Source organism: Cupriavidus gilardii (assembly GCF_008801915.1).
GTDB classification, from domain to species: domain Bacteria; phylum Pseudomonadota; class Gammaproteobacteria; order Burkholderiales; family Burkholderiaceae; genus Cupriavidus; species Cupriavidus gilardii.
Genome location: NZ_VZOV01000003.1, coordinates 33,597 through 53,579, shown reverse-complemented (window position 1 = coordinate 53,579; position 19,983 = coordinate 33,597). Strand labels below are relative to the sequence as shown.

The window sequence follows — 19,983 nt, the reverse complement described above, 5'->3', positions numbered from 1 at the left end:
TCGCCTGCGCTATAGTCTGCCGTCCCCGCCTCGCCCGCGCCGCCAGGGCCGCGAGGCCATACAGGAGTCGCCATGAACGCCCCGCAAGACGCCGCCATCCCCGCGGCCTCCTCCGCCGCGCTGGCCGCCGCGCTGTCGCCCGAGCAGACCGCCGAGCTGCTGCGCGAGCTCGCGCGCATCCTTCCCGAGCCGGCGCTGCTGACGCGCCCCGAAGACACCGTGCCGTATGAATGCGATGGCCTGGCGGCCTATCGCCAGGTGCCGCTCGCGGTGGTGCTGCCCGATAGCGAGGAACAGGTGATCGCGATCCTGCGGCTGTGCCACCGGCTGCGCGTGCCCGTGGTGCCGCGCGGCGCCGGCACCAGCCTGTCCGGCGGCGCGATGCCGATCGCCAGCGGCGTGGTGCTGTCGCTGGCCAAGTTCAAGCGCATCGTGTCGATCGATCCGCTGTCGCGCACCGCGGTGGTCCAGCCGGGCGTGCGCAACCTGGCGATCTCCGAAGCCGCCGCGCCGTACGGCCTGTACTACGCGCCCGATCCCTCGTCGCAGATCGCCTGCACCATCGGCGGCAACGTCGCCGAGAATTCCGGCGGCGTGCATTGCCTGAAATACGGCCTGACCGTTCACAACGTGCTGCGCGTGCGCGCGATCACGATGGAAGGCGAGGTCGTCGAATTTGGCAGCGCCGCGCCCGATGCGCCGGGCCTGGACCTGCTGGCGGTACTGATCGGCTCCGAAGGCATGCTGGCGGTCACCACCGAGGTCACCGTCAAGCTGGTGCCGCGCCCGCAGCTGGCGCAGGTCATCATGGCCAGCTTCGACGACGTCGAGAAAGGCGGCAATGCGGTCGCCGACGTGATCGCGGCCGGCATCATCCCGGCCGGGCTCGAGATGATGGACAAGCCGGCGACCGCCGCGGTCGAGGAATTCGTCCATGCGGGCTACGACCTCGACGCGGCCGCGATCCTGCTGTGCGAATCCGATGGCACGCCCGAGGAAGTCGCCGAGGAAATCGAGCGGATGAGCGAGGTGCTGCGGGCCTCCGGCGCGACCCGCATCGCGGTGTCGCAAAGCGAGCCCGAGCGGCTGCGCTTCTGGAGCGGCCGCAAGAACGCCTTCCCCGCCGCGGGCCGGATCTCGCCCGACTACTACTGCATGGACGGCACCATCCCGCGCAAGCACATCGGCACGCTGCTCAAGCGCATCGAGCAGATGGAGCACAAGTACGGCCTGCGCTGCATCAACGTGTTCCATGCCGGCGACGGCAACATGCATCCGCTGATCCTGTTCGATGGCGCGGACCATGACGAGTGGCAGCGCGCCGAGCTGTTCGGCGCCGACATCCTGGAGACCTGCGTCGAGCTCGGCGGCACCGTCACCGGCGAACACGGCGTCGGTGTCGAGAAACTCAATTCGATGTGCGTGCAGTTCGCGCCCGAGGAGCGCGAGGCCTTCCTGCGCGTCAAGGCGGCGTTCGATCCGGCGCGGCTGCTCAATCCGGACAAGGCCATCCCGACGCTGGCGCGCTGCGCCGAATACGGCAAGATGCATGTGCGCCGCGGCCTGCTGCCGCACCCGGACCTGCCGCGCTTCTGAGCGCAGCCCGCACGCCGATGGCCAATTACCGCCAAGCCCCTCGCAACGACGGCCCCCGCCAGGCGCCGCGCGACGATCCGCGCCGCCGCCAGGAAGCCTTCGTGCGCCAGTACCTGGGCAAGCCGGAGACCGGCTGGCGCCAGCGCTGGTACACGATCATCTTCGAGGCCGATACGCGCGAGGGCCGGCAGTTCGATGTCGCGCTGCTGCTGGCGATCGTCGCCAGCGTGCTGGTGGTGATGTTCGACAGCGTGCCGGCGATCCACGCGCGGCTCGGCGTGGGCTTCACCGTGCTCGAGTGGATGTTCACGCTGCTGTTTACCGCCGAGTACGTGATGCGCATCCTGGTGGTGCGGCGGCCGCTGCGCTACGTGTTCAGCTTCTTCGGCATCATCGACTTCATCTCGATCATGCCGACCTGGCTGGCCTTCTTCATGCCGGAGCTGGCCTTCCTGATCGACGTGCGCCTGCTGCGGCTGCTGCGCGTGTTCCGGATCCTGAAGCTGACCGTCTACTTCGAGGAGGCGCAGATCCTCTATCGCGCGCTGGCCAACAGCCGGCGCAAGATCGCTGTCTTTCTCGGCACGGTGTTCATCATCACCGTGATCCTCGGCACCGTGATGTATGTGGTCGAAGGACCCGAGAATGGCTTCGTCAGCATTCCGCGCAGCATGTACTGGGCCGTCGTGACGCTGACCACCACGGGCTACGGCGACATGGTGCCCAAGACCGCGTTCGGGCAATTCATCACCTCGCTGACGATCCTGCTGGGCTACGGCATCATCGCCTTCCCGACCGGCATCGTCGGCGCGGAACTGGCCGCCAGCATCATCCGGCGCCCGCTGACCACGCGCACCTGCGTGCATTGCCTGACGGAAGGGCACGACCCCGACGCCTCCTATTGCAAGCACTGCGGCAAGAAGCTGCCGCCGTATCAGGCCGAGGTCGGCGACAACGCCTGACGCTGCGCGACGACGAACGACCGAGCCACAGAACCAGAGCGCCCGCCGGCGCGGCCGCGTGCCGCGCGCAGGACGCCCCGAACCACAGAAAACCAGAACCCCCAGCCATCCCTGCCAACGCCATGCAAGACAAGCTCGACGCCTTTCGCGATGCCATCCGGCACGCCGCCGCCAGCCGTACGCCGCTGCGCTTCACCGGCGGCGGCAGCAAGGACTTCTACGGCCAGCCGCCCCAGGGCGAGGTGCTGGACACGCGCGGCCATGCCGGCATCGTGGACTACGACCCCGCGGAGCTGGTGATCACCGCGCGCTGCGGCACGCCGCTGGCCGAGATCGAGGCGACGCTGGCCGAACGGCGCCAGATGCTGGCCTTCGAGCCGCCCCACTTCGCCGGCGCCGATAGCGTCAGCCGGGCGACGCTGGGCGGCGCGGTCGCGGCCGGCCTGTCCGGCCCGCGCCGGCAGTCCGTTGGCGCGCTGCGCGACTTCGTGCTCGGCGTGCAGATGATGGACGGCCGCGGCGATACGCTGCAGTTCGGCGGCCAGGTGATGAAGAACGTCGCGGGCTACGATGTCTCGCGGTTGATCGCCGGTTCGCTCGGCACGCTCGGCCTGATTCTCGAGGTTTCGCTGAAGGTGCTGCCGGTGCCGTTCGACGACGCCACGCTGCGCTTCGAGCTGGGCGAGGCCGAGGCGCTCGAGCGCCTGAACCAGTGGGGCGGCCAGCCGCTGCCGATCGCGGCCTCGGTCTGGCACGACGGCGTGCTGCACGTGCGGCTGTCCGGTGCGGCGGCGGCATTGCGTGCCGCGCGCGAGCGTCTCGGCGGCGAGGCGATGGAGCAAGGCGAGGCGCAGGCGCTGTGGCAGGCGCTGCGCGAGCAGACCCATCCGTTCTTCGCGCCGTCCCATGCCGGCGCGCCGCTGTGGCGCCTGGCGGTGCCGACCACGGCCGCGCCGCTGGCGCTGCCTCCGGCGGCGGGCGGCACGCAGCTGATCGAATGGGGCGGCGGCCAGCGCTGGTGGATTCCGGCGCAGCCGATACCGGCAGCGCAGGTGCGCGCCATCGCGCAGGCCGCGGGCGGGCACGCCACGCTGTTCCGCCACGGCGACAAGTCGGAAGGCGTGTTCACGCCGCAGTCCGCGCCGCTGATGGCAATCCACGCGCGGCTGAAGACGGCCTTCGATCCGGCCGGCATCTTCAATCCGGGGCGGCTGTACCCGGAGCTCTGAAGCGGCGCTCGCTTCGTTCATTCGCCCATTCGCCCATTCGCTAGACAAGCGTCCCGGCAAGTCCCCGCGACAAACCCGAACAGCAAGCCAACCGACAAGCCGGCGCGACAAACCCTCTGGTCCCTATCATGCAAACGACCCTGGCCGATTTCCTCCGCGACACGCCCGATGGCGAAGAAGCCAAGTCCATCGTCGGCAAGTGCGTGCACTGCGGCTTCTGTACCGCGACCTGCCCGACCTACCAGCTGCTCGGCGACGAGCTCGATGGCCCGCGCGGGCGCATCTATCTGATGAAGCAGGTGCTCGAGGGCAATCCCGTCACCGAAAGCACGCGGCTGCATCTGGACCGCTGCCTGACCTGCCGCAACTGCGAGTCGACCTGCCCGTCCGGCGTGACCTACGGCCGGCTGGTCGACATCGGCCGCCAGGTCGTCGACGAGCGGCTGGCCGAGCAGGGCCTGCATCGGCCGGCGCGCCAGCGCATCGCGCGCTGGGTGCTGCGCGAAGGGCTGACGCGCCCTCGCCTGTTTGGGGCGGCGATGCGCATGGGGCAGCTGGTGCGTCCGCTGCTGCCCGAGGTGCTGCGCAACAAGGTGCCGGTCGCCGCGCCGGCCGGCGCATGGCCGCAACGCGAGCACGCCCGCAAGATGCTGCTGCTGGCCGGCTGCGTGCAGCCGTCGATGTCGCCCGGCATCAATGCCGCCACCGCGCGCGTGTTCGATCGTCTCGGCGTGCAGATGGTGGTCGCGCCCGAGGCCGGTTGTTGCGGAGCAATCCGCTATCACAATGGCGACCATCCGGGCGGCCTCGACAATATGCGCCGCAATATCGATGCATGGTGGCCGCATGTCGAGGCCGGCGCCGAGGCCATCGTGATGAACGCGTCGGGCTGCGGCGTGATGGTCAAGGAGTACGGCCATCTGCTGCGCCACGACCCGGAGTACGCCGAACGCGCGGCGCGCATCTCGGCGCTGACGCGCGACGTGTCCGAGCTGCTGCCCGCGTTCGCCGAGCCGCTGAAACGGCTGGCCGAGGCCGCGCCGCCGCCCGAGCAACGGGTCGCCTGGCACCCGCCCTGCACGCTGCAGCACGGCCAGCAGATCCGCGGCAAGGTGGAGGCGCTCTTGACCGCACTCGGCGTGGAGGTCAAACTCTGCGCTGACAGCCACCTGTGCTGCGGATCGGCGGGCACCTACTCGGTGCTGCAGCCGGACCTGGCCTATCGCCTGCGCGACGACAAGCTCGCCAAACTGCAGGGTGACACCATCGTGTCCGCCAATATCGGCTGCATCACCCATCTGCAAAGCGGCACGCAGACGCCGGTGCTGCACTGGATCGAACTGGTGGATCGCATGCTCGGTTGACGATGCGCGGGGGCTGCCGCCGGTGGAATCGCGGTGATTCCGCCTGGCCGACCAACCTGCCCCTCGCATGCTTCAGACGCTTGCCATCCTGCTGGTATTCCAATCCGTGGGCGAGGTGTTCAGCTACGCGCTGCGCCTGCCCGTTCCCGGTCCCGTGATCGGCATGATCCTGCTGTTCTGCTGGCTCGCGATCGACGATCGCCTGCTTGCCGTGATCCAGGGCACCACCGCCGAACTGCTCAAGCACCTGTCGCTGCTGTTCGTGCCGGCCGGCGTCGGCATCATGGTGCACGGCAGCCGCATCGGCGGCGAATGGATGCCGATCATCGTCGCGCTGGTGCTGTCGACCTGGCTGGCGATCGCCACCACGGCGCTCGTCACGCGCGCGCTGATGCGCAAGCCTCCGGCTTCGCCGTCCGCCCCTTCCAGCCCTTCCGCGGACGATGCCGCGAACGGCACGGGGCAGACGCGATGACGCCGCGCCTGAACGAGATCTGGGTCTATCTGGCCGCCAGCCCGCTGCTCGGGCTGACCGCGACGCTGCTGGCCTATGTGTTCGCCTTCCGCATCTACGAGCGCGCGCGTTTCTCGCCGCTGGCCAATCCGGTGATGATCTCGGTCGCGCTGCTGGTCGCGGTGCTGACCGTGACCGGTACGCCGTACCAGACCTACTTCGACGGCGCCCAGTTCGTCCACTTCCTGCTCGGCCCGGCCACCGTGGCGCTGGCGGTGCCGCTGTACCAGCAATTGCCGAAGCTGCGCGCGCACGTGCTGCCGCTGCTCTGCGGGCTGCTGGCAGGCTCGCTGGTCGCGGTGGTGTCGGCGGTCGGCATCGCCTGGCTGCTGGGCGCCTCGCCCGAGGTGGTGCGCTCGCTGGCGCCCAAGTCGGTGACCATTCCGATCGCGATGGGCGTCGCGGAAAAGATCGGCGGCCTGCCGTCGCTGACCGCCGTGCTGGTGATGGGCACCGGCATCATCGGCGCGATCAGCGCGACCAAGATCCTGAACCTGCTCGGCATGCGCGACTACAGCGTGCGCGGCTTCGCCACCGGCCTGGCGGCGCATGGCATCGGCACCGCGCGCGCCTTCCAGGTCAACCAGGAGGCCGGCGCCTTCGCCGCGCTCGGCATGGGCCTGAACGGCGTGCTGACCGCGGTGCTGGTTCCCTTGCTGGCGACGTGGATGCCGCGCTGATTTGCGCCGATCGGCGCTGAACCCGCCGCAGCGCGCTTCGGCGCCGGCAACGCAGGACCGAACGACAACCGACCGGGAGAACGCGATGGTACTGAAGCTGGCTCTGGCGCTCGTCTCGCTGTTCGTGCTGTGGGGTGCGCTGGCGCCCGATCAGCTCGGCGCGACGATGCAATGGCTGCTGACGGGCGTGATTGCCCGCTTCGGCTGGTTCTATCTGCTGACGATGTTCGGCTTCCTCGTGTTCGCGCTGTACCTGGCGTTCGGCCGCTTCGGCAGCATCCGGCTTGGCGGCGAAGACGCGGAACCGCAGTTCCACCGGCTCAGCTGGTTTTCGATGCTGTTCGCCGCCGGCATGGGCATCGGCCTGGTCTTCTGGGGCGTGGCCGAACCGGTGTCGCACCTGATCAAGCCGCCGCAGGGGCTCGAACCGCTGACGCCGCAGGCTGCCGGCACCGGGCTGCGCTACGCACTGTTCCACTGGGGCCTGCATCCGTGGGCCGCCTATTCGGTGGTGGCGCTGGCGCTGGCCTTCTTTCAGTTCAACCGCGACCGGCCGATGCTGATCAGCACCACCTTCGAGCCGCTGATCGGCGCGCGCGCCAACGGGCCGCTCGGCAAATGGATCGACGTGCTGGCGCTGATCGCCACGGCCTTCGGCGTCGCGACCTCGCTGGGGCTGGGCGCGCTGCAGATCAATGCCGGCCTGTACCGGGTGTTCGGCGTGCCCAACGATATCGCGGTCGAGCTGATCATCATCGCGGTGGCCGGGGCGCTGTACATCCTGTCGTCGCTGAGCGGGCTGACGCGCGGCATCCAGTGGCTCAGCAATCTGAACATGGTGCTGGCCGTGCTGCTGCTGTTGACGGTGTTCGTGCTGGGGCCGACCTCGTTCATCCTCGATGCGCTGACCACCACGATCGGCGCCTATCTGGACAACCTGATCGGCATGAGCATGCGGATGACGCCGTTCAGCCAGGGCACCTGGGTCGCCGACTGGACACTGTTCTACTGGGCCTGGTGGATCGCCTGGGCGCCGTTCGTCGGCACCTTCATCGCGCGCATCTCGAAGGGCCGCACCATCCGCGAGTTCATCGTCGGCGTGCTGCTGGCGCCGACGCTGATCAGCTTCCTGTGGTTCGGTGTGTTCGGCGGCGCGGGCCTGTATGCGTCGATGTTCCAGAACGTGCCGGTGGTGCAGGCGGTCCAGCAAGATCCGTCGCTGGCGCTGTTCGCGCTGCTGGACGCCTACCCGGCGGCGACGCTGACATCGATCCTGGCGATCGTGCTGGTCACCGTATTCTTCGTGACCTCGGCGGACTCGGCGACCTTCGTGCTCGGCATGATGTCCGACCACGGCAATCCGCGTCCGCCGGCGCGGCTCAAGCTGATCTGGGGCGTGCTGATCGCGCTGATCGCCGGCGTGCTGCTGGTGTCCGGCGGGCTCAAGGGATTGCAGTCGATGTCGATCCTGGCGGCGCTGCCCTTCGCGGTGGTGATGGCCGCGATGTGCGTCAGCCTGTTCCGTGCGCTCGACGAGGAATCGACCCGGCTGGAACGCCGGCACCGCGCGCGCGACCGGCTGCTCGAGCGTCTGCTGCGCGACCGCGAAACCCAGCCGCCGGCGGGGCCGCCGCAGGACTGAGCGGCCGCTGGCGACGGCCGGCGCCGCCTCGGTGCGCCGGCTCAGTGCGCCGCTCAGTGCGCCGGCTCGGCCAGCAGCGTCTCGATGTCGGCCTCGATGTCCTCGGGCTTGGTGGTCGGCGCGTAGCGCTTGTACACCGTACCGTCGCGGCGCAGCAGGAACTTGGTGAAGTTCCACTTGATCGCCTCGATGCCGAGCAGGCCCGGCTTCTGCCCGGTCAGCCAGCGATACAGCGGATGCGCGTTGGCGCCGTTGACATCGATCTTGGCGAACATCGGAAAGCTGACCTGGAACCGCGATTCGCAGAACTGGCCGATCTGCTGCGCGTCGCCGGGCTCCTGCTTGCCGAACTGGTTGCAGGGAAAGCCCAGCACCGCGAAGCCGCGGCCCGCATGGCGCTCGTGCAGCCGCTGCAGCCCGGCGTACTGCGGCGTGAAACCGCATTCGCTGGCGGTATTGACGATCAGCAGCACCTTGCCCTCGAACTGCGATAGCGATACCGGTTGGCCGGCCAGCGATTCGGCGGTGAACTGGTAGACATTGTCCATGGCGTGTTCCTGTCGGCGATTGGGTCGGGAGCAAACACTATAATGGCCTACCCCTAGTTGCCAACCGTTTCTTTTGATGTTTGCCGAATCATGTCGGTCATAGCCGCGAATCTGCAAGCCGTGCGCCGGCGCCTTGCCGCCGCCGAACTCGATGCGGGCCGATCGGCCGGCGACGTATCGCTGCTGGCGGTGTCCAAGACCTTTCCGCCGGGGGCCGTGCGCCAGGCTTTCGAGGCGGGCCAGCGCGCCTTCGGCGAGAACTACGTGCAGGAAGGACTCGACAAGATCGCCGCGCTGGCATCGTTGCGCGAGCAGTTGTCCTGGCACTTCATCGGCCCGCTGCAAAGCAACAAGACACGTGCGGTGGCCGAGCACTTCGACTGGGTCCATTCGGTCGACCGGCTGCGCATCGCCGAGCGGCTGTCGGCGCAGCGCCCGGCCTCGATGGGGCCGCTGCAGGTCTGCATCCAGGTCAACATCAGCGGCGAGGCCAGCAAGAGCGGTGTGGCACCAGCCGACGTGCTGCCCCTTGCCCGCGCCATCGCGCCGCTGCCCAATCTGCATCTGCGCGGGCTGATGGCGATTCCCGAGCCCGAGGAAGATATCGCGGCCCAGCGCCGCCCGTTCGCCGCGCTGCGCGCCCTGCTGGCCACGCTGCGCGAGGACGGGCTGGCGGTCGACACGCTGTCGATGGGCATGTCCGGTGACCTCGAAGCGGCGGTGGCCGAAGGCGCGACCATCGTGCGCGTCGGCACCGCGATCTTCGGCTCCCGTCCGCGACCGGCCTGAACCCGGCCTGAACCCGTCCTGAATCGGGCCGGAACCCGGCCGTTCACCTTCCGATTCCCACGTTCCAGACTCACAGCGAGACCCACCCATGCTCACCACCCTGACCTTCGGCTTCGTCGGCGGCGGCAACCTTGCCACCGCGCTGATCGGCGGCCTGATCGCCCGCGGCGTGCCGCCGACGTCCATCCGCGTCGCCGACCCGTACGCGCCGGCACGCGAGCGGCTCGCGCGCGAACAGCGCGTGCATACCGTCGAGACGCCCGATGTCGAACTGGCCGGCAGCGACGTGATCGTGATGGCGACCAAGCCGCAGCAGTTCCGCGAGGCGGCCGAGCAGCTGCTGCCGCATCTGCGCGCCGCCGGCAGCCGCAGCCTGGTCATCAGCGTGGCCGCCGGCATCCGCCTGCAGGACATCCACCGCTGGCTCGGCGGCCATGCGCGCGTGGTGCGCGCGATGCCGAATACGCCGGCGCTGGCTGGCAAGGGCATGACCGGCTTGAGCGCGCCAGCGAGCCTGTCGGCCGAAGACCGGGCGGTCGCCACCGCGCTGGCCGAGGCGGTCGGCCAGTGCGTCTGGCTCGACAACGATGCGCAGATGGATGCGGTCACCGCGGTCTCGGGCAGCGGTCCGGCCTATGTGTTCTACGTGATCGAAGCGATGGAGCGCGCGGCCACCGAACTCGGGCTGACCGCGGCGCAGGGCCGCCAGCTGGCGATCGAAACGTTCCGCGGCGCGGCCGCGCTGGCTGCGCAGTCGAGCGAGCCGGTGGCCACGCTGCGCGAGCGCGTGACGTCCAAGGGCGGCACGACCTATGCGGCGCTGACGGTGCTGGAGCAATCGGGCGTCGGCGACGCCTTCGTCAAGGCGGTTCATGCCGCCGCGGCGCGCGGCGCGCAGATGGGCGAGGAATTCGGCAAGGAAGGTTGAGTCCGGAGCCAGCGCCAGGATCGCTGTGGTCCCCGCGCAGGCGGGGACCCAGCGGCTTTCAGCCGCCCCCCCATTGGGAGTCCCTGGGTTCCCGCCTGCGCGGGAAGGACAGGCTCTACCGCAGTGCGTAGGCCAGCGCGGTGCCGGCGAACACCCAGGCGCCCAGCCAGTTGTTGTGGCGGAATGCCGCGAAGCACTGCATGCGGTCGCGCCCGCGGATCAGCGTGTAGTGATACAGCGCGGTCGCCGCGGCGGCCGCCAGGCCGAGCCAGTACGGCCAGCCCAGCCCGAGCATGCTGCCGGCCAGCGCCATCAGCGCGAGGAAGCCGGCATAGCAGATCATGATCGCCGCGACGTCGAAGCGGCCGAAGGTAATCGCCGAGGTCTTCATGCCGATCAGCAGGTCATCGTCGCGATCGACCATCGCGTAGGCGGTGTCGTAGGCGACCGACCAGAACACATTGGCCAGCAGCATCAGCCAGGCCACCGGCGGCACCTGCTCCTGCACCGCGGCGAACGCCATCGGGATGCCGAAGCCGAACGCGATGCCCAGATAGGCCTGCGGGATCGCGAAGAAGCGCTTGAAGAACGGATAGGTCGCCGCGACGATCACCGCGACCACCGACAGCCACCTGGTCAGCGCGTTGAGCGGCAGGATCAGCAGGAAGGCCAGCACGGCCAGCGTGCCCGCCACCGCCAGCGCCTCCCAGGGCTGGATGCGCCCGGCGGTCAGCGGCCGCTCGCGGGTGCGCTTCACGTGCTTGTCGAAGTCGCGGTCCGCCCAGTCGTTCATCGCGCAGCCGGCCGATCGCATCAGGAAGGTACCGGCCACGAAGATCCAGAAGATCGGCCACGGCGGCGGGCCGCCGGCCGCCATCCACAGCGCCCACAAGGTCGGCCACAGCAGCAGCAGCGTGCCGATCGGCTTGTCGATGCGCACCAGGCGCGCGTACAGGGCGAGACGTTCGAACATCGGGGTCGGGCGGTGGGAGGGGGACAGCGGCACGGGCGGACGGGCAGGAAGCGGGATCGGGAACGAGGCCCAGCGGTTGCCATCAGGTTCGGTTGCCCCTGGCGAGGCCCCTGTTGCAACCTGGAACGATGCGCCGCCGGCATCGGCGGCGCATCGTCACGACACCGGCCCGGTCAGGCCAGCATCGAGCGCAGCATCCACGCGGTCTTTTCGTGGGTCTGCATGCGCTGGGTCAGCAGGTCGGCCGACGGCTCGTCCGCGGCGGCCTCGACCAGCGGGAAGATCGAGCGCGCGGTGCGCACCACGGCCTCCTGGCCCTCGACCAGCTTGCGGATCATCTCGGTGGCCTCGGGCACGCCCTCTTCCTCCTGGATCGACGACAGCCGCGCGTATTCCTTGTAGGTACCCGGTGCCGGATAGCCCAGCGCGCGGATCCGTTCGGCGATCGAGTCGACCGCCAGCGCCAGTTCGTTGTACTGCGTCTCGAACATCAGATGCAGCGTGTTGAACATCGGGCCGGTGACGTTCCAGTGGAAGTTGTGCGTCTTCAGATAAAGGGTGTAGGTGTCCGCCAGCAGCTTGGACAGGCCCTCGGCGATCTTCTTGCGGTCCTTGTCCGAAATCCCGATGTTCACGCTCATCTCGTTCTTCTTCGCCATGATCGATACGCTCCGTTCTGATGTGGCCACGACTAACTGCGGAAAAATGCGACGGGGCCGCGTGCGGGATCTCCGCCTGCGGCCCGGCATCGCATTATGGCATCCCGCGGCGAATGCGGACAAACCCGCACGCGCCGGCTGGACGCCCCGCGACGATCGTCAACGTACGTTCAGCGCCTGCTCCACCCCCTGCGCATAGGCCGGGTCGATCTTGCGGAAGTGCGCCAGCTGGACCTGGACGATGTCGGCCGGCACGCCCTGCATCGCCGCCGCGATATTGCCGAACAGCCGTTGGCGCTGGCCTTCGTCGAACAGCTGGAACAGCGCGCGCGGCTGGCTGTAGTAATCGTCGTCGTCCGCCCGGTGGTCGAAGCGGTCCGCCACCGCGCCGACCGCCAGCGGCGGCTCGACCGCGCGCTCGCCGGCCGCGAAGGCGCCCTGCCGGTTCGGCTCGTAGTTCAGCTTGCTGCCCTGGTTGCCGTCGACGCGCATCGCCCCGTCCCGGTGGAAGCTGTTGTGGAACGGGCATTTCGGCGCGTTGACCGGAATCTGGTGGTGATTGACGCCGAGCCGGTAGCGCTGCGTGTCGCCGTACGAGAACAGCCGCCCCTGCAGCATCCGGTCCGGCGAGAAGCCGATGCCCGGCACGATGTTGGACGGGTTCATCGCAACCTGCTCGACCTCGGCGAAGTAGTTGTCCGGATTGCGGTTCAGCTCCAGCACGCCGACGTCGATCAGCGGGTAGTCGGCATGCGGCCAGACCTTGGTCAGGTCGAACGGATTGATCCGGTAGGTCGCCGCATCGGCCTCCGGCATGATCTGCACCTGCAGCTTCCAGCGCGGGAAATTGCCCTGCTCGATGTTCTCGTACAGGTCGCGCTGCGCGCTCTCGCGGTCGCCGGCCACGACTTTGGCCGCTTCCTCGTTGGTCCAGTTGGCGATGCCCTGCTGCGACTTGAAGTGGAACTTGACCCAGAAGCGCTCGCCGGCGGCGTTGATGAACGAGTAGGTGTGCGAGCCGAAGCCGTGCATCTGCCGGTAGTTTTGCGGCAGGCCGCGATCGCTCATCAGGATCGTGACCTGGTGCAGCGATTCGGGATGGCGCGACCAGAAGTCCCAGACCGCGATCGGGTCGCGCAGATTGGTGCGCGGATTGCGCTTCTGCGTGTGGATGAAGTCGGGGAACTTCAGCGGATCGCGGACGAAGAACACCGGCGTGTTGTTGCCCACCACGTCCCAGTTGCCCTCGTCGGTATAGAACTTGACCGAGAAGCCGCGCACGTCGCGCTCGGCATCGGCGGCGCCGCGCTCGCCGGCCACGGTCGAGAAGCGCAGGAACAGCGGGGTCTGCTTGCCGACTTCGGCGAAGATCGAGGCCTTGGTGTACCGCGTGATGTCGTGCGTCACCGTGAAGGTGCCGTGGGCGCCCGAGCCCTTGGCGTGCACGCGGCGCTCGGGAATGACCTCGCGGTCGAAATGCGCGAGCTTCTCCAGGAACCAGACGTCCTGCAGCAGCATCGGACCGCGCACGCCGGCGGTCAGCGAATTCTGGTTGTCGGCGACCGGCGCGCCGGCGGCGGTGGTGAGGATGTCCTTGTCCTTGCTCATCGTGACCTCTGCTGGTGGGGATACGGGGAATACGGGGAATACGGAGATACGGGGGTGCGCGGAACGGCTGCGCAAAACGGCTGCCCCAACGAGCGCGAGACTACGCGCCGTTTGCGATGCCGCCGTGACGCCGCGTTCGCCGGCCGTCAATAGACGGTGGCGAAACAGGCCAGGCAGTCGGTCAGCTGACGGCGCAGGTCGCGCCAGACGGGGCCCGAGGCGGGCAACGACAAGGGACGATTGCGGGTCATGCTGACTCCTTCTGCGAGCGGTATCGTGCGTCGATGGAAGGAGTTTAACAACCACCTATTGGTATGGGAATTTAATTATTTAAAACTATGATATAGCGGAAAGCTAACAGCGCCTTTGCAAGGCACTGCGGTCCCCCCTGCGCGGGGACGAACGGTGGATGCAGCGGGATGGAAAAGGGTCAGGCCGCCTTGGCCAGCGCGTCCGGCGTCAGCTTGCGCACGCCCGGCAGATCGCAGGCAGCGACCGCGGCGCACAGCGCTTCCATCGCCGGCAGCCGGGTGAAGCTCTTGCGCCAGGCCAGCACGACGCGGCGATCGGGCACCGGCTCGGCGAACGGCACGTAGGACAGCAGATCGTTGCCGGCCTGCATGTCCGGCACCGAGGTACGCGGCAGCACGGTAATGCCGACGCCGCTGGCCACCATATGACGGATGGTCTCGAGCGACGAGCCCTCGAAGGTCTTCTGGATGCCGTCGGCCGCCTGGGAGAAGCGCGACAGTTCCGGGCAGACGCCCAGCACATGGTCGCGGAAGCAGTGGCCGCTGCCCAGCAGCAGCATGGTCTGCTGCTTCAGCTCGTCCGGCGCGACATGCTCGGCCTTCTCCAGCTGATGGCCGCGCGGCACCGCGACGACGAAGGGCTCGTCGTACAGCGGCCGCACCGTCAGCCCCGAGTCGGGAAACGGCTCGGCCATGATCGCGCAGTCGATCTCGCCCTGCTTGAGCAGTTCGATCAGCTTGACCGTGTAGTTCTCCTGCAGCATCAGCGGCATCTGCGGCACGGTCTGGATCATCTGCTTGACCAGCGCCGGCAGCAGGTACGGCCCGATCGTATAGATCACGCCGACCCGCAGTGGCCCCGCCAGCGGGTCCTTGCCCTGCTTGGCGATCTCGCGGATCGCCATGGTCTGCTCCAGCACCCGCTGCGCCTGCGCGACGATCTGCTCGCCCACCGCGGTCACCGACACCTCGGAGGTGCCGCGCTCGAAGATCTGCACGTTCAGCTCGTCTTCCAGCTTCTTGATCGCCACCGACAGGGTCGGCTGCGACACGAAGCAGGCCTCGGCGGCACGGCCGAAATGGCGCTCTCGCGCGACGGCAACGATGTACTTCAGTTCGGTCAGCGTCATGTCGTATCGGCTTGGGACGGTTGCGGTGGAGCGGGCGATTCCGGTGATGTTGCCGGAGCTTGCCGGGCGTATCCCCGGCGGCCGGTGCGGCCGGCGGGACGGTCGAATCGCCGCGAAGGCACGTGACAGAAGTGCTTCGCAAATTATCGCTTTTCGGAAGCGATAGATTTTACCTTCGAATCGAGGTTCTGTCAGAGCCCCGCGGCAAAGCGGCGCCGGCTGCTCTTGCCTGCGACGGCCCGGCGCGCACCGCGGCAGCCGTTTCAGGCCTTCAGGTAGTGCTCGCGCCCGCCCAGCCAGCGCGACAGATGCGCTTGCGCCGCCTCCGGATAGCGGCTCAGCAGCAGCTCGGCCGCCTGCTGCGCCGGCTCGACCAGCCAGGCGTCGGTCTCGAGGTCGGCAAAGCGCAGCATCGCCTCGCCGGACTGGCGCGCCCCAAGGAATTCGCCCGGCCCGCGAATCTGCAGATCGCGCCGCGCGATCTCGAAGCCGTCGGTCGTCTCGCGCATCGTCGCCAGCCGCTGCTTGGCGGTCGGCGACAGCGGGGCCTGGTACATCAGCAGGCAGACCGACTCGGCGCTGCCCCGGCCGACGCGGCCGCGCAGTTGGTGCAGCTGCGCGAGTCCGAAGCGCTCGGCATGCTCGATCACCATCAGCGAGGCATTGGGCACGTCGACGCCGACCTCGATCACCGTGGTGGCCACCAGCACCTGCAGACGGTTGGCCGAGAACGCATCCATCACCGCGGCCTTCTCGGCCGGCGGCAGCCGCCCATGGACCAGGCCGACCTTCAGGTCCGGCAAGGCGGCGGCCAGCGTCTCGAACGTTTCCTGCGCGGTCTGCAGCTGCAGCGCCTCGCTCTCCTCGATCAGCGGGCAGACCCAGTAGACCTGCCGGCCCTGCGCGGCGGCGTGGTGCACGCGCTCGACCACCTCGTCGCGGCGGGCGTCATTGACCAGCCGCGTGACCACCGGGCTGCGGCCGGGCGGCAGTTCGTCGATCACCGAGACGTCGAGGTCGGCGTAATAGGTCATCGCCAGCGTGCGCGGGATCGGCGTGGCCGACATCATCAGCTGGTGCGGCACCGTGGCGGGCTCGTCGGCCTGTTGCGGGCGCGCGGCGCCGTGCTGCTCCGGCCCTTCGGCGGCGTCGGCCTTGCCGCGCAGCGCCAGCCGCTGCGCCACGCCGAAACGATGCTGCTCGTCGACGACCGACAGGCCCAGCCTGGCGAAACGCACCGCGTCCTGGATCAGCGCGTGCGTGCCGATCGCCAGCTGCGCCTGGCCCGATTCGACCCGTGCCACGGCTTCGCGCTTTTCGGTGCGCTTCAGGCTGCCGGCCAGCCACACCACCTCGACGCCCAGCGGCGCCAGCCAGCCCGACAGCTTGCGGTAATGCTGCTCGGCCAGGATCTCGGTCGGCGCCATCAGCGCGGCCTGGTAGCCGGCGTCGATCGCCTGGCAGGCCGCCAGCGCGGCGACGATGGTCTTGCCGCTGCCGACATCGCCCTGCAGCAGCCGGTGCATCGGGTGCGGCGCGCCCATGTCGGCGGCGATCTCCCTGACCACGCGCTGCTGCGCGCCGGTCAGCGCGAACGGCAGCGCGGCGAGGAATCGGTCCAGCAGGCCGCCGGCGCGGCGCGGCATCGGCGGCGCGTTGCGGGCGCGGCGGGCGGCCTGGGCCCGCTTGAGCGACAGCTGCTGGGCCAGCAGCTCGTCGAACTTGATGCGTATCCATGCCGGATGGGAGCGGTCGACCAGCGCGGCCTCGTCGACCTGCGGCGGCGGCGCATGCAGCAGCCGCAGCGATTCGGCCAGCGGCTGCAGCCTCAACGGCGCCAGCGGGCCGTCCAGCAGCGGCCGCGGCAGCGTTTCCGGCAGCGGCGTGCGTTGCAGCGCCCCGCCGATGGCCTTGCGCAGATAGGCCTGCGAGATGCCGGCGGTAGCGGGATAGACCGGTGTCAGCCGGTCCGGCAGCGGCTCGTCGGGACCGACCGGGCGCACGACCGGATGGATCATCTCGGCGCCGAAGAAGCCGCCGCGGACCTCGCCGCGCACGCGCAGCCGTACGCCCTCGGCCATCTGCCTGGCCTGGCTGCCGTAGAAGTTGAGAAAGCGCAGCGTCAGCTCGCCGCTGTCGTCGGCGATGCGCACCACCAGCTGCCGGCGCGGCCGCAGCGTGACCTCGCTCGACACCACCTCGCCCTCGACCTGCACGGCAAAGCCCAGGCCTGCGCGATGCACGGCCTCGCGGATCGGCAGCAGCGTGGTCTCGTCCTCGTAGCGCATCGGCAGGTGCAGCACCAGGTCGACGTCGCGCTTCAGGCCCAGCTTGGCGAGCTTGGCCATCGCCGACGACGGCGCGGCCGCCTTGGCGGATTTCGCGGCCGCGGCCGGCTTGGTCGGCCTGGACGTCGATTTGCCGGCCGGCTTGGTCGATTGCGGCTGGGCGTCGGGCTCGGGCGTGCGTTCGCTGGCGGTGACGGGCATCGAGGCGGTGGTCGGCAGGGCGCGGCGGCGCCGCTGGCGTGTCGGATCGGATCGTGGAAAACGGCTGGGCCGTCGGCGCTTCGCGGGTCGCCCCGGCGCAATACCCGCCATCATGGCCGGCGCGGCAAGCCTGGCGGCCGAAGCCTTACAATAGCGGGTCCGCCGATTGTACCCATGCCTGCGCCGCGCGCTCCAGGCGCCACCGGCGGTTCCCTGTCCTGCTGCGGCTCGCTGCCCACTGTTGCCGACTGTTTGAGAATACGTGCCGGCCTCGTTTCGAGGCGCCGGCCCCTGTCCCTTTATGCTGACGCTGTCCGATTTCGACTTTCCGCTGCCGCCCGAACTGATCGCCCAGACCGCGCTGCCAGACCGCAGCGCGAGCCGGCTGCTGGTCGTGCGGACCGGCGCGGACGGCGCTACCGAGCTGGACGACCGTGCGTTCGCCGACCTGACCGACTATCTGCGCCCGAACGACCTGCTGGTGTTCAACGACACCCGCGTGATCAAGGCCCGTTTCTTCGGCCAGAAGGCCAGCGGCGGCAAGGTCGAGGTGCTGGTCGAGCGGGTCCTGGACCAGGACACGGTGCTGGCCCAGGTGCGTGCCTCGAAGACGCCGGCCGAGGGCAGCACGCTGCGGCTGGCCGATGCCTTCGATGTCACGGTCGGCCCGCGCGTGGACCAGTTCTTCACGCTGCGCTTTCCCGAGCCGGCGCTGGACCTGATCGAGCGCTTCGGCCGGCTGCCGCTGCCGCCCTATATCACGCACGATCCCGACGCCTACGACGAGACCCGCTACCAGACCGTCTATGCCCGTCATCCGGGCGCGGTGGCCGCGCCGACGGCCGGGCTGCATTTCGACGACGCGCTGTTCGCGCGGCTCGATGCGCACGGCGTGCGGCGCGCCTTCCTGACGCTGCACGTCGGCGCCGGCACCTTCCAGCCGGTGCGCACCGAGAACCTGGCCGAACACAAGATGCACTCGGAGTGGTACGCGATCTCCGAGGAACTGGCGCAGGCGGTGCGCGACACCCGCGCCGCCGGCGGCCGCGTGATTGCGGTCGGCACCACCTCGCTGCGCGCGCTGGAATCGGCCGCGACGCCCGAGGGCGAGCTGGTGGCCGGCAGCGGGGACACCGACATCTTCATCACGCCTGGCTACCGCTTCAGGCTGGTCGACGCGCTGATCACCAACTTCCACTTGCCCAAGTCGACGCTGCTGATGCTGGTGTCCGCGCTGGCCGGCATCGAGCCGATCCGCATCGCCTATCGCCATGCGGTCGAGCAGCGCTATCGCTTCTTCAGCTACGGCGACGCGATGCTGCTGCAGCGCCAGCGCTGAGCCGCCGGCACGCACCGCCCCAACGAATCTCCGCCACCGCTACCCCATGCTCCAATTCGAACTGCTCACCACCGACGGCAACGCCCGCCGCGGCCGCGTCACCCTGAACCACGGCGTGGTCGAAACGCCGATCTTCATGCCGGTCGGCACCTATGGCTCGGTCAAGGCGATGTCGCCGCTGGAGCTGAACGAGATCGGCGCGCAAATCATCCTCGGCAATACCTTCCATCTGTGGCTGCGGCCCGGGCTCGAGGTCATCGACACCCACCAGGGCCTGCACCGCTTCATCGGCTGGGACAAGCCGATCCTGACCGACTCGGGCGGCTTCCAGGTGTTCTCGCTGGGCGAGCTGCGCAAGATCACCGAGGACGGCGTGACCTTCGCCTCGCCAGTCAATGGCGACAAGCTGTTCCTGTCGCCGGAGATCTCGATGCAGATCCAGCGCACGTTGAACTCGGACATCGTGATGCAGTTCGACGAATGCACGCCGTACGAGATCGAGGGCCGCCCGGCCACGCACGAGGAAGCCGCGCGCTCGATGCGGATGAGCCTGCGCTGGGCCAAACGCTCGCGCGACGAGTTCGAGCGGCTGGCCAACCCCAACGCGCTGTTCGGCATCGTCCAGGGCGGCATGTTCGAGGACCTGCGCGACGAGTCGCTGGCCGGGCTGTCGGAGCTCGGCTTCCATGGCCTGGCGATCGGCGGACTGTCGGTCGGCGAGCCCAAGGAAGACATGATGCGGGTGCTCGAACACGTTGGCCCGCGGCTGCCGGCGGACAAGCCGCACTATCTGATGGGCGTCGGCACGCCGGAGGACCTGGTGGCGGGCGTGGCCTCCGGTGTCGACATGTTCGACTGCGTGATGCCGACCCGCAACGCGCGCAACGGCTGGCTGTTTACCCGTTTTGGCGACGTCAAGATCAAGAACGCGGCGCACCGCAACGACCCGCGGCCGCTGGACGAAAGCTGCGCCTGCTACACCTGCCGCAATTTCTCCCGGGCCTATCTGCACCATCTGCACCGGGTTGGAGAAATTCTGGGCGCGCGGCTCAATACGATCCACAATCTGTATTACTACCTGCAGTTGATGCGCGAAATCCGCGAGGCGATCGAGCAGCACCGCTTCGACGCCTTCCGCCGCCAGTTCGCCACCGACCGGGCGCGCGGCACCCAGTAGACCGGGCCTGCCGGCCCTGCCGCCGGCCGTGCGAGACGGGCCTGTCCAGGCGGGCGAAGAAGCGCCTGAACCGCCCGAAGCGGGTGATAGAATGCCCGATTCCTT

Annotated in this window: 17 protein-coding genes; 11 read left to right on the top strand and 6 right to left on the bottom strand. The window is 69.0% G+C overall.

Translation table 11 applies throughout. The features are described from left to right. Positions 1-72 precede the first annotated feature (72 nt). The 7 genes from F7Q96_RS05845 to F7Q96_RS05815 all read left to right on the top strand — a co-directional run bounded on the left by F7Q96_RS05845 (position 73) and on the right by F7Q96_RS05815 (position 7,987). Entirely contained in the window at positions 73-1,596 is a 1,524-nt protein-coding gene (locus F7Q96_RS05845) for an FAD-linked oxidase C-terminal domain-containing protein (protein ID WP_053822474.1), read from the top strand. Between the two features lie 17 nt (positions 1,597-1,613). Further along, positions 1,614-2,558 (top strand): ion transporter, encoded by a 945-nt coding sequence (locus tag F7Q96_RS05840; RefSeq protein WP_170265881.1) that lies wholly within the window; start codon positions 1,614-1,616, stop codon positions 2,556-2,558. 122 nt (positions 2,559-2,680) lie between these two features. Beyond that, the gene (gene glcE / locus F7Q96_RS05835; protein WP_053822475.1) at positions 2,681-3,787 is read left to right on the top strand and encodes a glycolate oxidase subunit GlcE; all 1,107 of its coding nucleotides are present in this window, start codon (positions 2,681-2,683) and stop codon (positions 3,785-3,787) included. 128 nt (positions 3,788-3,915) lie between these two features. After that, a complete protein-coding gene (glcF, locus tag F7Q96_RS05830; protein ID WP_053822476.1) occupies positions 3,916-5,151 on the top strand; it encodes a glycolate oxidase subunit GlcF in 1,236 nt (411 codons plus the stop codon). Between the two features lie 67 nt (positions 5,152-5,218). Then, complete coding sequence (locus F7Q96_RS05825; protein ID WP_053822477.1) at positions 5,219-5,626, top strand: CidA/LrgA family protein; 408 nt, start codon at positions 5,219-5,221, stop codon at positions 5,624-5,626. Continuing rightward, complete coding sequence (locus tag F7Q96_RS05820) at positions 5,623-6,345, top strand: LrgB family protein (protein WP_053822478.1); 723 nt, start codon at positions 5,623-5,625, stop codon at positions 6,343-6,345. The genes F7Q96_RS05825 and F7Q96_RS05820 overlap by 4 nt, the downstream gene beginning before the upstream one ends. 85 nt (positions 6,346-6,430) lie before the next feature. Further along, a complete protein-coding gene (locus F7Q96_RS05815) occupies positions 6,431-7,987 on the top strand; it encodes a glycine betaine uptake BCCT transporter (protein ID WP_006578594.1) in 1,557 nt (518 codons plus the stop codon). A gap of 53 nt (positions 7,988-8,040) precedes the next feature. Here F7Q96_RS05815 and F7Q96_RS05810 read toward each other — a convergent pair whose 3' ends face one another. Further along, positions 8,041-8,535, bottom strand: a complete 495-nt coding sequence (locus F7Q96_RS05810) for a glutathione peroxidase (RefSeq protein WP_006580237.1) — start codon at positions 8,533-8,535, stop codon at positions 8,041-8,043. Positions 8,536-8,625: 90 nt separating this feature from the next. Between F7Q96_RS05810 and F7Q96_RS05805 the strand changes: the two genes are divergently transcribed. Together F7Q96_RS05805 and proC are read left to right on the top strand one after the other, a co-directional pair. Then, positions 8,626-9,324 (top strand): YggS family pyridoxal phosphate-dependent enzyme, encoded by a 699-nt coding sequence (locus tag F7Q96_RS05805; protein WP_151022240.1) that lies wholly within the window; start codon positions 8,626-8,628, stop codon positions 9,322-9,324. An 88-nt stretch (positions 9,325-9,412) separates the two neighbouring features. Then, complete coding sequence (gene proC, locus F7Q96_RS05800; RefSeq protein ID WP_053822479.1) at positions 9,413-10,252, top strand: pyrroline-5-carboxylate reductase; 840 nt, start codon at positions 9,413-9,415, stop codon at positions 10,250-10,252. A 115-nt stretch (positions 10,253-10,367) separates the two neighbouring features. On the opposite strand, the gene ubiA is transcribed toward proC, so the two are convergent. From ubiA to recG, 5 genes are all read right to left on the bottom strand, one after another. Then, entirely contained in the window at positions 10,368-11,225 is an 858-nt protein-coding gene (gene ubiA, locus F7Q96_RS05795) for a 4-hydroxybenzoate octaprenyltransferase (protein WP_151022238.1), read from the bottom strand. A gap of 173 nt (positions 11,226-11,398) precedes the next feature. Beyond that, positions 11,399-11,884, bottom strand: a complete 486-nt coding sequence (locus F7Q96_RS05790) for a Dps family protein (protein ID WP_006577618.1) — start codon at positions 11,882-11,884, stop codon at positions 11,399-11,401. A 159-nt stretch (positions 11,885-12,043) separates the two neighbouring features. Further along, on the bottom strand, positions 12,044-13,492 hold the full coding sequence (locus F7Q96_RS05785; protein ID WP_053822480.1) for a catalase: 1,449 nt from the start codon (positions 13,490-13,492) through the stop codon (positions 12,044-12,046). Positions 13,493-13,922: 430 nt separating this feature from the next. Then, entirely contained in the window at positions 13,923-14,873 is a 951-nt protein-coding gene (locus F7Q96_RS05780) for a LysR substrate-binding domain-containing protein (RefSeq protein WP_053822481.1), read from the bottom strand. Between the two features lie 263 nt (positions 14,874-15,136). Beyond that, complete coding sequence (gene recG / locus F7Q96_RS05775; protein ID WP_053822482.1) at positions 15,137-17,362, bottom strand: ATP-dependent DNA helicase RecG; 2,226 nt, start codon at positions 17,360-17,362, stop codon at positions 15,137-15,139. A 301-nt stretch (positions 17,363-17,663) separates the two neighbouring features. Here recG and queA point away from each other — a divergent pair, with 301 nt between their 5' ends. Both queA and tgt read left to right on the top strand, forming a co-directional pair. Next, on the top strand, positions 17,664-18,701 hold the full coding sequence (queA, locus tag F7Q96_RS05770; protein ID WP_053822483.1) for a tRNA preQ1(34) S-adenosylmethionine ribosyltransferase-isomerase QueA: 1,038 nt from the start codon (positions 17,664-17,666) through the stop codon (positions 18,699-18,701). 46 nt (positions 18,702-18,747) lie between these two features. Beyond that, entirely contained in the window at positions 18,748-19,878 is a 1,131-nt protein-coding gene (gene tgt / locus F7Q96_RS05765) for a tRNA guanosine(34) transglycosylase Tgt (RefSeq protein ID WP_053822484.1), read from the top strand. The last annotated feature ends 105 nt before the right edge of the window (positions 19,879-19,983 follow it).

Bases quoted from the DNA above. Each gene is read 5' to 3' on its own strand.
- F7Q96_RS05790 (WP_006577618.1), bottom strand. From the start codon at position 11,884: ATGGCGAAGAAGAACGAGATGAGCGTGAACATCGGGATTTCGGACAAG.
- proC (WP_053822479.1), top strand. From the start codon at position 9,413: ATGCTCACCACCCTGACCTTCGGCTTCGTCGGCGGCGGCAACCTTGCC.
- ubiA (WP_151022238.1), bottom strand. From the start codon at position 11,225: ATGTTCGAACGTCTCGCCCTGTACGCGCGCCTGGTGCGCATCGACAAG.
- glcF (WP_053822476.1), top strand. From the start codon at position 3,916: ATGCAAACGACCCTGGCCGATTTCCTCCGCGACACGCCCGATGGCGAA.
- F7Q96_RS05815 (WP_006578594.1), top strand. From the start codon at position 6,431: ATGGTACTGAAGCTGGCTCTGGCGCTCGTCTCGCTGTTCGTGCTGTGG.
- tgt (WP_053822484.1), top strand. From the start codon at position 18,748: ATGCTCCAATTCGAACTGCTCACCACCGACGGCAACGCCCGCCGCGGC.
- queA (WP_053822483.1), top strand. From the start codon at position 17,664: ATGCTGACGCTGTCCGATTTCGACTTTCCGCTGCCGCCCGAACTGATC.
- F7Q96_RS05780 (WP_053822481.1), bottom strand. From the start codon at position 14,873: ATGACGCTGACCGAACTGAAGTACATCGTTGCCGTCGCGCGAGAGCGC.
- glcE (WP_053822475.1), top strand. From the start codon at position 2,681: ATGCAAGACAAGCTCGACGCCTTTCGCGATGCCATCCGGCACGCCGCC.
- F7Q96_RS05840 (WP_170265881.1), top strand. From the start codon at position 1,614: ATGGCCAATTACCGCCAAGCCCCTCGCAACGACGGCCCCCGCCAGGCG.
- F7Q96_RS05845 (WP_053822474.1), top strand. From the start codon at position 73: ATGAACGCCCCGCAAGACGCCGCCATCCCCGCGGCCTCCTCCGCCGCG.
- F7Q96_RS05805 (WP_151022240.1), top strand. From the start codon at position 8,626: ATGTCGGTCATAGCCGCGAATCTGCAAGCCGTGCGCCGGCGCCTTGCC.
- F7Q96_RS05825 (WP_053822477.1), top strand. From the start codon at position 5,219: ATGCTTCAGACGCTTGCCATCCTGCTGGTATTCCAATCCGTGGGCGAG.
- F7Q96_RS05810 (WP_006580237.1), bottom strand. From the start codon at position 8,535: ATGGACAATGTCTACCAGTTCACCGCCGAATCGCTGGCCGGCCAACCG.
- F7Q96_RS05820 (WP_053822478.1), top strand. From the start codon at position 5,623: ATGACGCCGCGCCTGAACGAGATCTGGGTCTATCTGGCCGCCAGCCCG.
- F7Q96_RS05785 (WP_053822480.1), bottom strand. From the start codon at position 13,492: ATGAGCAAGGACAAGGACATCCTCACCACCGCCGCCGGCGCGCCGGTC.
- recG (WP_053822482.1), bottom strand. From the start codon at position 17,362: ATGCCCGTCACCGCCAGCGAACGCACGCCCGAGCCCGACGCCCAGCCG.